9 protein-coding genes are annotated in these 16916 nt (G+C 35.6%); all 9 read left to right on the top strand.

Features of this window, described 5'->3' with window-relative positions; all coding sequences use genetic code 11:
• Nucleotides 1–4 precede the first annotated feature (4 nt).
• On the top strand, nucleotides 5–8362 hold the full coding sequence (locus DMI82_RS15870) for a hypothetical protein (RefSeq protein ID WP_146207176.1): 8358 nt from the start codon (nucleotides 5–7) through the stop codon (nucleotides 8360–8362).
• Between the two features lie 135 nt (nucleotides 8363–8497).
• A complete protein-coding gene (locus tag DMI82_RS15865) occupies nucleotides 8498–11491 on the top strand; it encodes a WYL domain-containing protein (RefSeq protein ID WP_110103890.1) in 2994 nt (997 codons plus the stop codon).
• Entirely contained in the window at nucleotides 11488–12156 is a 669-nt protein-coding gene (locus DMI82_RS15860) for an HD domain-containing protein (RefSeq protein WP_110103888.1), read from the top strand. Before DMI82_RS15865 ends, DMI82_RS15860 begins: the two co-directional genes overlap by 4 nt.
• Nucleotides 12157–12167: 11 nt before the next feature.
• Nucleotides 12168–13163, top strand: a complete 996-nt coding sequence (locus tag DMI82_RS15855) for a hypothetical protein (RefSeq protein ID WP_110103887.1) — start codon at nucleotides 12168–12170, stop codon at nucleotides 13161–13163.
• Nucleotides 13164–13821: 658 nt separating this feature from the next.
• Nucleotides 13822–14007 carry a hypothetical protein gene (locus DMI82_RS15850; RefSeq protein ID WP_110103885.1) on the top strand — a complete coding sequence of 62 codons (186 nt, stop codon included), beginning with the start codon at nucleotides 13822–13824 and terminating at the stop codon, nucleotides 14005–14007.
• On the top strand, nucleotides 14007–14594 hold the full coding sequence (locus DMI82_RS15845; protein ID WP_110103884.1) for a ClpP family protease: 588 nt from the start codon (nucleotides 14007–14009) through the stop codon (nucleotides 14592–14594). Before DMI82_RS15850 ends, DMI82_RS15845 begins: the two co-directional genes overlap by 1 nt.
• Nucleotides 14594–15874, top strand: a complete 1281-nt coding sequence (locus tag DMI82_RS15840; protein WP_158526493.1) for a type IV secretory system conjugative DNA transfer family protein — start codon at nucleotides 14594–14596, stop codon at nucleotides 15872–15874. Before DMI82_RS15845 ends, DMI82_RS15840 begins: the two co-directional genes overlap by 1 nt.
• 98 nt (nucleotides 15875–15972) lie before the next feature.
• Nucleotides 15973–16425 carry a TerY-C metal binding domain-containing protein gene (locus DMI82_RS15835; RefSeq protein ID WP_110103881.1) on the top strand — a complete coding sequence of 151 codons (453 nt, stop codon included), beginning with the start codon at nucleotides 15973–15975 and terminating at the stop codon, nucleotides 16423–16425.
• 144 nt (nucleotides 16426–16569) lie between these two features.
• Complete coding sequence (locus DMI82_RS15830) at nucleotides 16570–16914, top strand: hypothetical protein (RefSeq protein ID WP_110103879.1); 345 nt, start codon at nucleotides 16570–16572, stop codon at nucleotides 16912–16914.
• Nucleotides 16915–16916: the final 2 nt, after the last annotated feature.

Raw genomic sequence — 16916 nt, 5'->3', positions numbered from 1 at the left:
GCATATGAGAGGAAAAGTTTTGTCTGTTATAAAAAATCCAAAGGGTGTATATGGCTTTATTAAAACCGGTGACGGAAATTATTATTACGATACTACTAGTCTGCAAAAGGGGACTTTTTTAAAGGTTGGAGCTAAGGTGGAATTTGATGTTATTCCTTGGAAAGGTGGTCGAACAAAAGCGGTCAACGTAAAGCTAGAGACGATAGATATAGAATATGTTGTCTTGGAAGAAGATATACGTGAAACTGTTTTGAAACTGATAGTTTCTTCCATGGGAAAGGATTCTTATTTGGATGCATCAGTGATTTCAGGACTTTTGTTGGATAAAGGAATTGACTATAAAAAATATGCGAGTTCTTTATCTGATTTTTTTGGCAAGTACTATAAAAAGGAATTTGCAATTAAGAAAAAGTATACGATTAATGACAGAACCTATCCGGCTGTTTTGATGTCAAATTTAAACAATGCGAAAGTACTTGATGAAGAAACTGTAATTGCATTGAAAGAAAACTTTTTAAATGAAATATCAGTAAATGGCTTTATTCAAGCTGCAAAGGTGCCTAATTTGCTTAGAAATCTTGGAATTTTACAGTATAAGGAATATGCTGCCACTATTGATGAATTTATTGAGTATTATATGCCGAATATGTTTGTGCCTAAAAAGACAGTATTTATTAACGGCAAAAGATATCCGAAAATATATGTTCTTATTGAGAGCGCGGATGAATTCACTGAGGTTGATGAAAAGAAATCAGAACTTCCTAAAAGTGAACCAATATTATTTGATGAAACATTAAAGGAAAAAGTTAAAAATGGATTAAGAAATATTATATCGTCAGAAAGTTTTATTTTGGGTTCTGAAATGCCGAAAGTATTAGACTCTTTGGGGATAGACGATTACAAGCAGTTTGCTAACAGTATTGAAGAGTTTATCTCAAATTATTATGGGAATACATTTGAGATGAAAAAGAATGTTGTTATCAATGATAAGAATTGTTCAAGTATTATTGTGCTTAAAAGCGATAATTATGAGGAAGAAACACCGGGACAAAAAGAGGCAGAAATTCAAAAAATTCTTTTGTCGATGAAAAATATGCTGTTGAAAGGTACATATGAAGACATATTGCGGCATGAAGCAATTTTAAAATATGGTCCACGGGATTTTGGAGCAGATGGAATTGAAATTCTACTTAAAGCAATAGGAGGATATTTAGGTGAAGATATCAATCATATTAGTTTGAATCAATACCAGAGGTTACTTGTTGAAACGGAAACGATTGCCGATTTAAAACAATTCAAGGATAATGATGTGCTTATGCGGTTAGGTGCTGAGAGCGCTATAGAACCAATGCCATTAGAAGAGTATAAGCGTGTCTTTGCGGATATTCACAATGGAAAAAAGAATTTAAATCTTTATTGGAATGCTATCATTGAACGTTTTTGGACCGCACAGAATGAAATAGCAGTTTATGCAACATGTTTATGGTTAATAATAACTAAGCATGAAAAATGTATAGATTTATATATTGAAGAAGCTTCAAAGTACTCTAGAATTGACCATTTGATTTACCTCCTAAAAATAAATCAATCTTTTGGTCGCGTTAATGTGACAGAGCGTTTGCAGAGAAAAATTATTGGGAGATGTTTGGATTTAAACGACATTAATACACTTACTTGTGCTATTGGATATTTTGGAGAAACAATGATTCCGGAATGTCAAACATTAGTAGAGTTTCTAAAAGAAAGTATTTGCCCGAACGACATTGCTATCATGTCATGGTATCATTCAGGAATTGGAGAGCAAATATCAGAGAAAATTACGAACTACTATTGGTGGAAATATTCAAGGACGGGGATTGATCAAACTCTGTTCAGAGTTCTGGCGTCCGTTTACTGGGAATATCCGGAGAATTATTACACGGAGATAATCTATAATCCTGCATGCCCTCTTTTTGGCAGCAAAGAGAAAGAATTGATTCTGAGAAATGCATTTATACAAATTTGCGAACAAACCAAGCGATATAAAAAGGCGTTCCCGTGGGTAAATTATCTTTATTTATCACTACTTAAGGATGGAATAAGTGAAGAGAATGAAAAAGCATGGCAGGAATTACATGCTTTGATGCAAAACGAAGTTATGGAACACTTTTCAGAAGATATAAACTGTGCTGGAGCTATTGCTTTATTTAGATTAGATCCTGAGACAAGAATAAAGCTTGAAGATCTGTATTGTGAAGAGTATGTAGCAGATATTGTTGAAGAGTTCTCAGACACGGATGAATTGGATAATTTCGTTGAAAACTGTGAAAAACTTGGTTTGCAGTTTATTACACAATGGATCATAAAACATAGTGATACAAACAACGTTACGAATGGGGAAACATATGTTTTGTCTCTCTGTAGTTCACGAAATTTTGTAGATGCAATTGCATATGTTCAAAAATCGAATTTGAGTACGGATAAGAAACTTTCTTTATTAAGATTGGTTTTATGTGAAAACTTTAAAGCATTTAATGTTTCAGAAGACGCTTTCCACATTTTTGAGACGAGTATTCCGATAAATGTTGCAGAAGCAGCGCTGCGGAACGGTCTGGCATTTACAGATCATAATGCTATAAGTGCATTAATTGCTTTGTATTGTTATAAAAAAGAATGGCTCAAAGTCGCTTATTTGTTAGCACCTTTTAGAGCCTTTTATCTCGATGCTCATAGAAAGCTCATAGAAGATACTCGAATTTTAGCTTACAAAAACTATAATGTTGAACTTGCAAAAATGTGGTCCAACCATTACGAGGTTGTGAAAAGAGCACTAAGAGTGTACGACAGTAGCGAATTTGATGATTTTATTGAATGGGCTCGGGATATTATGAGAATTCCTATGGGATCTAATAAATATAATCTCAAACCACGTACATTTGATACTATAATCCAAAGTATGATTACAAGCGGGGATAAAGACGATTGTTGGGAACAATTAGTGAAAATGGCTCTGAGAACGGATAACAATGACCATCAAGATAATCTGAGATTTTCAATAATAGCTAGTTATATTGGACGATATGGAATTGATTCGATTGAAAGAATAATGATTGGTCTGGTAAAGCATCCAAATGCAACAAAAGGATTTGCAGATTTCTATATTAGTTTATGGAAAGGCTTATTAAATGGCAAATATCCGGTCAATTTTTTGCGCCTCACGCAAAGTATGATAGGCAAAGCTCCGATTACATTTTGGAATTTGTTTTATGATACTGCAGTGTGCAAAAATCATATTTTTTCAAATGATGATTTTGAACTTAATTCTATTAGAAATGATAAACAAGATTATCAGGGATTTTATACTACATGCTTGGATTGTTATTGTGAAACACGAGAGATTGTATATTTAAAAATTGCCGCTGCATTATTGAGAGAGTGCTCAGTAGATCTTGAACCTGAATTTGATAAGTATATCTCATTTGAAGCTAGTGGCAGAAACAAGTCGTTTATTTTATCAACTTTTGCAATTCTGTTGGAACAGAATCGTTACAAAGAAGAAATACAGGCTGTTGTTAACTCTGAATATTGGAATTGTTCAAGTGTAGAGAATGAGATTTTGAAGATGCTGGCATGGTGTTGTTCAGATGATTTGAATGATGACTCCCTAACTGGGATAGAGAACGCTCAGTTTAAAAGGGATTATTTGCGTTGTATAAAAAACTATCCTGAAATTGACGTAGAGTATGCCCGAAATAGAACAGATGCTATTTATAGAAGTAAGCTGATAAAGGAAATGCTGAAAATACAGTATTCTCCAAATTACCGCAGTGAAGCGGAAAATGCTCCTCAAGTTATAAATGATTGGAGAAACGATACAAAACTGAAGGATTATCTTGAATTAGTTAGTTTGCTTTATCAAAAACAATTGAATAGAGATGAAAACATGTATAATGATGCAGTCTTTGTCAAAAATCGTTATGTTAGAATTTTTATTTCTGAATTTCTGTTAGAAGGAAATGCAAGCAACAACAGCGAAGATCAAGTTGTTTCTATGATGAGCCACAATAAGCATCTTAATTCAGTCTATTCTGATTATGAGGCAATCAAGAAATCTATTATTGAGTTTTGGAATATAGATACAGAAACGGAGTTCCATAAAGTTATCTTTTTGGTGGGATTGCTTTCCAATAATTGGGAGCAGTTTATTTGTAATGCAAACGATTATGATTTAAGAGCACTAGAGCTTATAAGTAATATTGAAGATCAAACTAATTATAGAGATTTTAATATTCAAATTATTGATCGATTTATTAATGATGAATACAAGGTTGCTGATCTTTCTAGCTTTAGTATTTGTGCGTCAAAAGCTTATTCTATACTTCAAGAGCTTCAGGCAATTAAGCTAAAATCGGAAGAAGAGTTTGTGGATGTAAAAAAACTGATTAATGGAATATGTAGATTGAATCACCAAGGTCAGGCTCAAAAAAGTTATATATATTTAAAGCATGCGTTGCAAACTTATCCAATGGAATTAAAAAAACATTGGGAATTATTCATGTTAGCTTTAAGTGCAACAAGTTATAAAAAGACGATTATTATTAATTTGCTGAGTGATGTAAAGAAAAGAAAAATTGAAATAGAAGAGATTAAGCTTTGGCTACCTGTTTTTCATTTCTACGATGATCTGGCTGTCTATTATTACTTGCTGGCTGCGAGATATGCATTGGAACGAAAGAAAGAGGAAGCTACGGAAGCCTTTTCTTACATACTTGATAAGAATGCTTTGCCAAGGGAGTGGAGGGAAGATGTAAAGAATCTGGACAGTTATTTGCTTGGAAAATTGCATTATTTTTCTATGGTAAATAATAGTACATTACAGACACTTGCTATTGAAAAAGATGCAGAGGCAGTATCATTTATAAATATGTTTTTGTCAAAGGATGAAATTGGTATTTCAAAAGCAGTATCTGCATATAAAGCTATTCTAAATGCTGAAACGGAAAATCTTGTTAAGTTGAGTTCGTATAAACAACTCTTCAGTTTTGTGAAGAAACCAGATGATTTGTTTGATATATATCGTCAAGTTGAAAGTAAAGTGCCCAATGGAAATAAGAGTCGTCTTTCGTACAATGAGTTGTTAATTGAATATGGATGTTTATTAATTTGCATAGAAGATGGAATTTCAATGGACACAAGAATGCAAATTCTATTAGATGTGTTTGAGGTTTTTGAATTCTTAAATGAAATTAATAAATCTAATCCTTTAATATTGGAACGAATGAGCGAAGCAGAACAAAGTGTTTTGGAAAAACCGGGTGTTGCATTTGATAGATGGGTTGATAATAAGGACAAGATTATTTCTATTCTTCGACATCCGGCGATTAATTGCTCAGAGGATATTATTAAGAGATTTTGTATTCCTTTGGAAGAGTGTTTAAATATCGTAAATAAGTGCACATCGGAAATGCAGGTACTCACTGAATTAGTATCTTGGCGTGACAGATGGAATATGCAGCAAAATTGTTCAGATTATGAATATGCATTTGTTCGCTCTGTAGATGAAAAAATAAAAAATTTGAAGGCCGGTGCAAATTTATCTGTATCGGTTGTTAATAAAACAATAGAAGATTTTAGCGTCTTTTTCTGTGTTGAGAATAAGGCAGAAGGCAGCAATTCAACGGTATCTTTTAACAACTCGTCTGAAGCTAGTTCAGCGAGTCTAGATGTTCTGGTTGCAATAAACGAAGGCGCATTGGTCTCTTATGAAGGTGCAAAGTTTGTTAATATTGTTGAGCTAAGACCGGGAGATGTATGTGGACAGTATTATAGATTACACAACAGCCTTATTACAAATATTAAAGCGGGTGATTTGCTTACTATAGTTCTTCGTGTGATTGTTGAGAACAAGATTATATGTGATTCTAAAGTTAAATATGTCTATAAAGAAGTCGGCAATATGCTTGTTCTGAAAGATAGATTGTATTCACGTATTACAAAGTATGAAACTAATGTTCCTGCGTTTTCCAAAACAATAAAGGGATATGGAAGAGAATTAGAAAAGCAGTTGATACAACAATATCTAGAGCAACAATTGGTAGTTATATATGGACCATCTAGAGTTGGAAAATCATCACTTGTAAATTACATTTCTAATGAATATATAGAGGAATATTCAAGAAATGAAAATAAAGGAATTGTAGCTATTTCTATTGCAGATGATAGACATGGAAATGATTACAATGTTAATATGATTTATGACGATGAAAACGTATCGTTTGAAAATGCATATGAGCTATTGAGATATTTATTTATTAGTCCATTGAGAATTGCATTTGGTTCTGATATTACGCTTAAATTGAAAAGTAGAATGAGATGTAGCATTGTAGGTGAAAAGCTAAACGAAAATGCAAGAAAAGAAATAGAGGAAATAATATCTGCTGAAGGAAGCGTACGAGATATTTTGGCTGGGGTGTCTCTGATTCTTGAGGAAAACAATTGTCAGGTGTGGTATTTGTTTGATGAATTCCAGCAAATTGTTGAAAAATGGAGAGGAGATACCGTAGAGTTTACAAATATTTGTAATGATATTATGAACTATCAAAATAGCATTAAACTTGTGCTCTGTGGTTCGGATGCTCTTGTGCGCCTGTATAACTGTGAAAATGATGAAAACTGGCGCGGATTTATTCAGAAAACTGCTGATAATAATGTGCCAATTGGTCAGTTAAGTCCGAAAGATTTTAAAGCCATGATGGAAGATGCAAGCATATGGGGAGATATCTCAGAAAATAATAGTCCTTGGTCTCCAGAAGCATTGAATTTGCTATATCAATATACTGGTGGAAATGCAATTTGTGGAAAACTGTTTGGTAACGAACTACTTAACAAGATTATGCGAGGCGACTTTAATAGAAGGGAAAAATTGTATCCTTCTGATATTACACAAGTTGCTTATGAACTATTAAATAGTGAAGTTGGACTTGTTAGAAATCTTTTGGTCTTGCACAATACCAAAAATCTTGAAGAAGAGATTCCTTATTTGATATTTATTGCACATGAACTTATTCATGATAGAAATAAATCTGATGTTTCCATTAGACGAATCAGAGAGTTTTTCGCTGTTAAGTCACCTAGCGCAATTGAGTCTGCTTTAAAAGTGTTAATAGCTCGGGGTATCTTGAAGGTAAATGAAGAAAAGCAAAGATATGGTTTTTCGACAATGTTCTACTTTGATTTCTTTAGAAGTCAGGCAACAGAAGTAAGATTACATGAAGTTTCAATCCAATTACAGGCAGAAAGAAAACAAGACAATGAAGAAATGTCAATGGATCCTATGAGTTTACAGTATATTCGTCAGTATTTTAAAGAGGCTGCTCCAGAGGTTCAGAATGAATTTTTAGCTGGCTTAGCAATAAATGCGAAGGATAAAGAGGCGCTAAAAAGCCTCCTTGGCACATCTCAGTCAGGTAATATTTTTAATGGTAAAACTACGATTAATCATGTAAATATTCAAAGTATTACTAATACTTTGAATGAAATAATTACGGCGAATGATCGTACAGTGCTTATAAAAGGCATTCAGGAATTACCACGATTAAGTAACTACTTGCCTCAGTTGCTAGATAATGCTGGAGAAGTAGATGTATCCGAGGATAGTATTTCTAGAGCTATGGATAATTATGTTGCGGACATGGAGGAAAGCTTAGAGTCAATAACACTACAGTCTCCTCGTGCAGGTGATGACTTTGCAGAAGCAACGATAAATTCTGGATATAATACATCTATTTCTAGTTCATATGCAGCGGTTCTAGGAGTCTCTGATGATGAGTATGAAGAATTTATGGAGCAATATAATTTGCCGGAGTTCTTCTTACGCTCATTAGGCTTTGCACACCAATTAGATGAATTGTTTATGAGAGGCGCTGTTGGAGATGATATTGATAAGATAGATTTTAGCCCGGTAACTATTATGTATTGCAAACTGATTGAAAGTTTGTTAAAAGAATACCATATCAGTATTTACGGAAATAGCTTTGAGTCTCTTGACACGGATATGAGAAAACCTGAAAACAAGGATGAGAAGTATAAATGGAAGGATATTATTACTCTGCCAGTTACACAGCAACAACGGTTGACAATAGGCTCCTTCGTGTTCCCACTATATAAAAAGTGGGCAATTGATAAGTTGGTGAAAGTAACAGGAAAGAAAACGGATGAATGGGTTGAACACAAAAAGATGATAATGGCAGTGAAGGATATTCGAAATCCATCTGCTCATGGAAACAAAGATCATCGTATTAGTCTGGAGCAAAAGAACGCAATAACCGAAATGTTACTGGAAAAACACGGCTTCATGAGACTTATTGAGTTAGCGTTAGGGTAAGATTGTTTTTGCAAAACAACTATATGGTGAAGGGGTATAGTGACTGTAACCCTTCACTTAAGGAGAAAAGCTTGTGCGTTGGGACGAAAACGGACAAAAGTATAACGCAGAGTGGGTTGAAAGTAGGTGAAAAACGTGGCAACACATTTAGAATATATAACGAATCAGAAATTCAACAGTAGTTTTAAAAATATGCTACGGGATTATTATACCTATGGCTTCAAAGATAGAAGCGAGTATTCAGTTTCACGTGGTACATATGACAGTGATCGGAAGCGATTGAATGATTTCCTGAACGACTACATGGAGTGGTCAGAGATAAAAAAACGGAAAAATCCAAAAAAAGGAATAGAAGAAGGAAAACATATAACTTTTGTTTCCTGTGATTCGCAATCTATGAGCATAAACCCGTTTCATAGAGTCTATCGGTTTTGTGGAACAGATCGTCCAGCTTTTATGTATTACTTCTTTCATACATTGGCAGCACTGAACAGTTTGTTTCAATTAGAAGATGGAACGGATACGCTAAATATTTATGGTTCTGCTGCAGCAAGATTTGAAAGCAAGGTTAATATTCAAGAAAAACTTGTAATCCGAGTAGTAAAATCTATGCATGTGGGACAGGAAATCGAAGAACAGTTACAAGGATATTATAGTAACGAAGATTTATTAGTAGAAAAGGCAGAAGATTTTGGATTTTCGGATGAGCAGATTCGTAAACTAAAGATAGTAATTCGTGCTGCTACTATCAGAATGAAAAGCTCTGATTTGGCAAGGTTTTATGAACAGAGTTTTTTTGACGAAGATGATTGTAACGCAGGAGAAATCGATAAAGAATCTCTTGTCAAGAATGTAAATAACAGATTGCAGCGTCCCTATAATATTGGAGTGATTCAGTGTGATCAAAATAACTCAAAACTTATTTTTTCTTCGGAATTACTTGATGAATTCCGGAATGGTATTAATAAGATTAACACTCCGGTAGATGAAGAATATTTGAAATATGAATTGGTAAAAGCAGTCGAAGAATTTTCTAAAAGCAAGCAGGGAGATCATAACTGGTATCTTTCAAAGTTGACAATTAAACGACTATTGGAAGCGGGATGTAAAGCAGATGATAGATTTTCTGATCACATTCGATATGCCTTGGATTTTTATTCTAAAACATATTTGTTTGGCGAGATAGGTACCTTTTTATTGGACCGAATGAAAACAAGTGATAACAGTTCTATTAGAATTAAGCATGAATACTATATGCATTCGCTAAATGACTATAATGCTATTGATTTGATGGCTGCAATCGAGAGCAATGAATGGTGTTTGATATCATATAAACGAGATGATATTGAAACTACCATTCTCTGTTATCCTTTGGAATTAAGAATTAGTTCTATAAATGGCAGAGAGTATTTGATGTACTATGAACCATTCAAAAGAAGTTGTGCGCCTTTAAGGCTAGAGTTTATTGAATCCATTCAATATTACCACGACCATGATGTTAAAAAATGCATGTCTACATATTTTACAGATGAAGAAATCAATGTGGATATTGATAGAAGTATTAACAAGGCGAAACTATTAATGGAGTACACATGGGGAGTTTCGTCAGGATCAGTGCAGGAACGGAACATTGATAGATTGAATTCTATATTCCGTGAACTTCATGTGCGAATCAATTATAACAAGGACACAGATTACTATATTCTGAATCGGATTTATAGAGAATCCAGAAATGGAACAATTGTTGTAAATGAAGAAGACGGATATATTGATTTTGGTGTAGTGGTAGCTGATATAAAAGAGGTTATTCCGTTTGTTAGAAGTTTTTATTCTCGAGTTATTTCCTGTACTGGATATGATGATGAAGGCTTTTCTGTCGAGATGGACATTAAACAAATTGTCGGTCGGGTAATTAACAAAGAGTTTGAAGACGAGACGGAGACTTCGAAAGTTGAAAGAGAGATATGGCGAACAGATGAGAAGTTTTTATCATTACTGGGTGATGGTATAAAGGCTACGGAACACGATAAACTGTTCAATGAAATTTTTAGTGCCTATTATCATATTTTTGCTGCCATATTCTGTGAAATTTGTAGTCATTCTGGTGGATACACAGAAAAAGAACTTGAATCATTGTGTAAGACAGTTATGTATCAATACCAGGATGAGTGTGGTCCAGAAATGTTGGGAATATCTTTCAGGGAGGGAAAGACTTTTGTTGAATTGTTGAAAGATGGCGGGTTCATGCTAAAAGAAACCCTGAATAGAACAACAATTTACAAATCTAAATATGAGACATTATCCAAAGTTGATATGTATCGTGATGTCATTCCATTGTCAGAAGTAGAAATTCGCTGGATTAAGACAATCGTTGAAGATGAAAAAATTCATTATTTTCTGAGTGAGAAAGAAATCATCTCTATAAAATTACTTTTGGCAGAGATGGCAATTGATATAAGACCATTTCCGATGGATGTAGTTAACTATTATGATCGATACAAATTCTCGCCAAAAAAAGAGTGGAAAGAGAGTACCGTGTTGGTTCCGTTACTTGACGCCATTAGCAGCGAACATATTGTGAAAATAAAATATATTTCCAGTAAGAAAAATGTTGTTTCCGGTAATTATAAGCCAATATTGGTTGAGTATTCGAAGCGGGATAATTGTTTTAAGGGCTATTTCCTGTCATGTAGAAGAAAAGAGGGATTGAAGGTCTATAATCTATCACAATGTATATCTATTGAGGATATAGGCAAAACATTTGATTCTGATGAAACAAAAGCTTTCCATGAAGCATATCGTGAACAACAAATGGATAAAGTTGAGATTGAATTTGAAGATAAACCAGGATTTGCAGATCGTGTATTATCAGAGTTTTCTCCTTGGAAAAAATGCTGCGAATTCATTTCTGAAACTGGAATCTATCATTTATCCATCTTTTATCAGAAGCAAGATGGCAAAGAGATGGCTCTTCGATTATTGAGTTTAGGTTCAGCCATTCATCTGGTGGATTTAAATCACAGATTGTCAGTTATTATTCAGAGTAAATTGAGAGACCAGATGGAACACATTAAAAAATGTCCGGCAAAGGAATCGTCCAAAGGTGAGAAGGCTGGTGTAGCTAGATGATGAGAGAACAGTTTGAATATTCGTTAATTAATCCGCTGTTATTTTGGTCATTAAAGACGAAGGATGAGGTATCAGTTCTTATTGGAGAAACTGCTGCTGTAATGGTTGCTTTTGATCAACGAAACCCACATCACTGTTACGATTTGTTTTTACACACCATGCATACAGTTGCAGGAATTAAGGAAACTGCACCTGCATTACTGCGGGTAGCAGCTTTCTTTCATGATATTGGAAAACCAATTGTTGCTATGGAGAAGCAAGGCAGATTGGTTTTCTATGGCCATGCACAGAAATCAGCAAAGGTGGCATGCCCTATTTTGAAGGAAATGGGATATTCCGATGCTGATATAAAGGAAATATGTTTTTACATTAAGCATCATGATGACTTTATTTCCTGGGTTCTTCCAGAAGAAGAGTATAATCGTGAGAATATGTATTTAGTACCGATTACTAAAGAAAATATGCAGAAACATATAGAAAAGACTCTGAAAAAGATTGATATTGATGATTTTCAACCGAACAAAGAGAGCTGGGAACAGATTTTGGAACTTTGTTATGCTGATGTATCGGCACAGGCGGATGTAGTTATTCAGGATGGAATGATTATTGATACAAAAGAGCATAAGCTTAGTAAGATAAAGGCACTCAAAAATTGCCTGATGTGAGGTGATCTTAGATGACTTATAAAGAAATAATAAAGAAACGAGACTACTTTCAAGATATCACATGGATTCATCTTTCAAATTGTTTGAAAGCATTTGAAAATAGAGAATTGCTGTCTGCGTCTATTTGGTCGTCAGTGTTTGTGGAATCGATATTAAAAGACATTTTGACAGTTCTTCTTAAAGTGAATGTGAGCACAGAGGAAATCAGCTCTTTGATTGCTCGATTGAGAAATACATTGAACAATGGATCGTCAAGGTTCGAACTGACATCTACTGACTCAACGGCAATTGAGGATATTATGAGGCGGGCAGATGAAATCCGGCTGAAAAGAAATCGTTTGGTACATGATACCGGTATGGAAAACAATTATTTGGACTCGGATGCAGATGATATTTACAAAAATGTCAATCTGATTATCGAACGATATTTAAAAACAAAAGTAAGCAAGGCGATTTTTCGTAAAAATAAAGATATCGCTGACGAGGTGGTAAACACACAGCAAGAAGCAAGCTTTCCTATGTTTATTAGTACTATTACTCCACATACATTCGAGCAATCGGAGTTTATTGAAGAGTTTTGTAATAAGCTTAAAGAGATTGGAATAAAGCCGGTTCGCTGTGTAATGACTGATTTTGATCGTAGAAATCCGATGGAGAAAGCAAGACGTTGCATTGAAGGCTGTCATGGGATTATTGTGTTAGGTCTTGAACGCAGTCATGCGTATTTTTATAGAGATAAAGAAGGTTCCGAGAAAGAGTCCGAGGCGATGCACCGTAGGTACTCGTCGGCTTGGTTGCAGTTAGAAACTGGAATGGCAATAGGAATGGGGAAAGATATTTTTGTTCTTTGCCAGAAAAATCTTTATGGAGATGGTATTTTTGATCGCAACTGGAATAGCTATACACCAGTTGAACTTGAAATGCCGTTAGACATCAACGATCCAATGATTAAGGAGACGTTGCGTGTCCTTGAGTCGTATAAAAAGGAAATTGAAGCGAACAAATAATTAGTTATCGGTTACATACTGATAGAAGGCTTATTGTGAAGCCTTCTGGTTATTAGAACATCTTCCGACGAATATTACTGAAAAGATTCCGATTGATATTCTGCTAGAAATCAAGTCAAAGAGGGATAGAAGCTATTCAATGCATTTCAGCATTGATGGCGAGAACGAATATTTGGAAGATACACTCTATTATTTGGATCAGTTGTTCAGAAAGTATGTTCCGGATATGGAGGTATTGCTTTCAGATTTCTGCAACAATATTCCCAGTGGTTTTGATTTGAATTGCATATTCGAAGATGATTTTGAATAGCAAGCTGTCACACAATGGTAGGGATGTTTGCTGAATAGGTGCTACTATTACTTACTTTTCGTGTAGCAGTACATTAGCTCACTTCAATTTTATATGTGCCTTTAAAAGAAGTTTACAAAAAAAATCGTAGACTTCTTTTTTTGTACCTTTTTTTCCGATACGAAACTGAAGATATTTTGAAATTTTTGTATTCTATACCTGTACTTCAGAGATGAACGTACCGCCTGGTGGCTGGGGCGTAGAGTTCAGCTGACAGCGACCGCAAAACGGCTAAAGGTTTACGGGATGAAACACCGACGTGTTAATAATGATTAAAAAATGTTGTAAAGAATGAAAGGAGAAAAGTCCATGCGTACTGAGGTTGTTGGGGAAGATATGGAAGGAACCGATATTGAAGCGATGATTGCTCATCTTGCAACACGACTCGGTATTACAGACGACTCTGATGATGAGTCTGAAGGGGATATTAATGTAGCTTCTGAAGAAATCAAAGTGAATCCATTTGACGGAAAGCAGGAAGGAGGTGCAGCTTAATGAATATTATTGAGAAGAGCTCTAATGGAATCTCTCAGGTTTCAGCTGATGCAAAGCTCATGTCTAATCGCAAAGTATTCATTGAGGGTGAAATCAATGCAGAATCTGCGTGTGAATTTGTGAAAAAAATTATGATTTTAAATATGCAGGATTCGAGCAGATCGATTGACCTTTTAATTAATACACCTGGTGGTTGCATTAATTCCGGAATGGTATATTACGATGTTATTCAGGCGAGTAAGGCGCCTATTCGTACATTTTGTATTGGCAGAGCCTATTCTATGGGGGCAGTTTTACTTGCTTGTGGTAATCGTCGATATATACTTCCCCACGGAGAAGTAATGATTCATGAGCCTTTGCTTGGAAATTGTGTTGGAGGAAATAGTTCGTCGATCAAATCTATCGCTGAATCCCTGCTGGAAACAAAACGTAAAATGAATCAGATTCTGGCAAAACATACTGGACAGACAGAAGAAGCTGTGGAGAAAGCAACAGGATATGATCACTACTTTGACGCAGAAGAAAGTCTGAAATTTGGTTTGATAGACGAAATTGTGGATTTTGGAAAATTGTTGGAGGAATGCTAATGAGTAGTACAGAGAGAATGATTCTTGGAAACAATTGCATTTACAGTGGCAATCCGAAGGAGACTGGATTGAATCGAAATGTACTCATCGTTGGGGGGACAGGAAGTGGGAAAACAGTTTCATTTGTTGAACCAGCTCTTATGGAAGCACTGAGGGTCACAAAGCCAAATAATAAAATTGTGATTCTTACTAAGCGAGATTTGGCTGATAAATATATGCTTTTATACAAGACTGCGGGTTTTAAGGTTTATGATCTCGACTTTTCAAATCCAGAAAAAGGGAATTGCTGTTATGATCCCCTGGCATACGTCAAATCAGAGGAAGATATTTCTGATTTATGCCATAGCATTGTAATGGCAAATGAGCGTAAAGAGCATAGTACAGCAGATCCTTTCTGGGACGATAGTTCTGAGCAGTTGTTAGGTGCAGAGACTGGAGAAACATTGATGACCAAGGATGAACCAACTTTTGCGGATGTACTAGACTTGCATTTTAGCTTGAAAATCGAGGAGTCTGGATGCGGCATTACAACTTCACTTGATCCTGTATTTAGGAAAATCGAAAAGGTGGCACCTGATTGTTATGCGATTACATGCTGGAAGACCTTCAAAGAAGCTGCTCCGAAAACGGCAAAGTCGATTTACGTTTCTATGAATCCAACATTAAGAGCATTTACTTCCAGCATTAGAAACAGTATGAGAACCAAGCCGTCCATTAATTTTAATAAGTTTACGAGCGAGAAATCCATTCTTTTTATTACGACAAGTCCTGTTAAAAAGGCACTTCATGGCCTGGCCAACATTTTTGTATCACAGGCAATTTCCGAGTTATTCACAATTGCTGATGAGAGTGAAACGGGAGTGTTGCCTATACCTGTGGATATCATCTTTGATGACTTTGCCACCGGCGCAAAGGTGAGCGAAATGCCGGAGAAATTAAGTATCTGTAGAGCGAAAGGAATTGCTTTTCTCGGAATTCTTTTGCAGTCAGAATCTCAGCTGAAAAGGATGTACGGTGAAGCTGAGGCAATCGAAATCATAGACAATTGCGATAGTTATGTGTTTTTCGGTGGGAATAACTATGAGACAGCGAGATCACTTAGCCTGAAGCTCAATGTGCCGCTAGATGAAATTTTATATCTTCCAGTCGGACAGATTGTAGTATTTCGCCGTGGACAGAGGCCTGTATTCTCTACGAGGTTCGACACTTTCAATGACGAATTCTATAAAGAGATAACTCAAACGAAAAAAACCAATCAGCGATCAGAGGAAGATCGTTGATTGGTATAAATCGATAACTATTCTTTCCGATACCGAACTGAGTGAAATCAGAGAGTTTAGTATGATTAACTTATGAAAAGCAAAGGAGTGTGAAGTAAATGGGAACATTGATGGAAATCTTCAAAAAAGTAAAGGAGCCTCTGGTAGAGGAACGAATTCCGGCAAGATGTAGCGTAACCAAAGAATCCTTTGATATCCTTTTGGGACATGAGAAAGGAAAACTCACCATGCTTCGCGGAGAACGAAACTACAACGTGGATGTAGCGAATAGTTCAAGAGATGGTGCTAAAGCTGAATATAAAAAGATTAATCTGACGAACGGACTTCAGGTTGGACGAACGTATCACTGCCCTGTCTGTGGGAATAAGGATATCGTTCGATGTGGTAAGTGTAGACGTGTTACCTGCTATGACGGAAAGGGGCACTTTACCTGTGCATACTGCGGTAATTCTGGCAAGGTATCTGGAACTATGGACAGTATTGAGGCTTATGACAGCAGTGGTATGAAGCAGTCTGGCATAAAGTATTACCCTGGCGATAAGGTGGTGTGAGATGATATTTGCAAAAAAGCATAGAAAAGAGTATTTTGAGAACTTTTATTTCCGATAGCAAAATGAGAGCTTTTTCCGTATTTGATATAACAAACATGTAAGTAGTCGAGAGACAACAACAGATAAGAAAGAGGAGGAAATTCAATGAAAGCAACACTTGAGACCGTAACAGGCGTAACCATTAACCGTGATATCGATACAGCAGACAGCCCTATGGGTATCATTCGTAAGTTTTATGAAGAGGATGCAACTGCAGCAACGCAGATTTTCTCGAACCAGAAGGCGATTGATCAACTTATGGATGGACATATCGATGAGGCGAAGTCAGCATTCGAACTGCTCAGTATCGAGGGTGATTCTATCAAAGCAGACTGGAAGACAGCGTTGTGTAATCAGCCGGCGATCAAGGAAGAGATGGCACACATCGAGAGTGAGGGTCAGGTTCCAGCATTTGTGGTAAGCGTATCCAGTATCGTTGCAGCCAAGTAATT

Origin of the sequence: Blautia sp. BCRC 81119 (assembly GCF_003184505.1) — a bacterium.
GTDB classification, from domain to species: Bacteria; Bacillota; Clostridia; order Lachnospirales; family Lachnospiraceae; genus Blautia_A; species Blautia_A fusiformis.
Note: the sequence above shows the minus strand (reverse complement) of the source record. Positions and strands in the feature narration are given on the sequence as shown.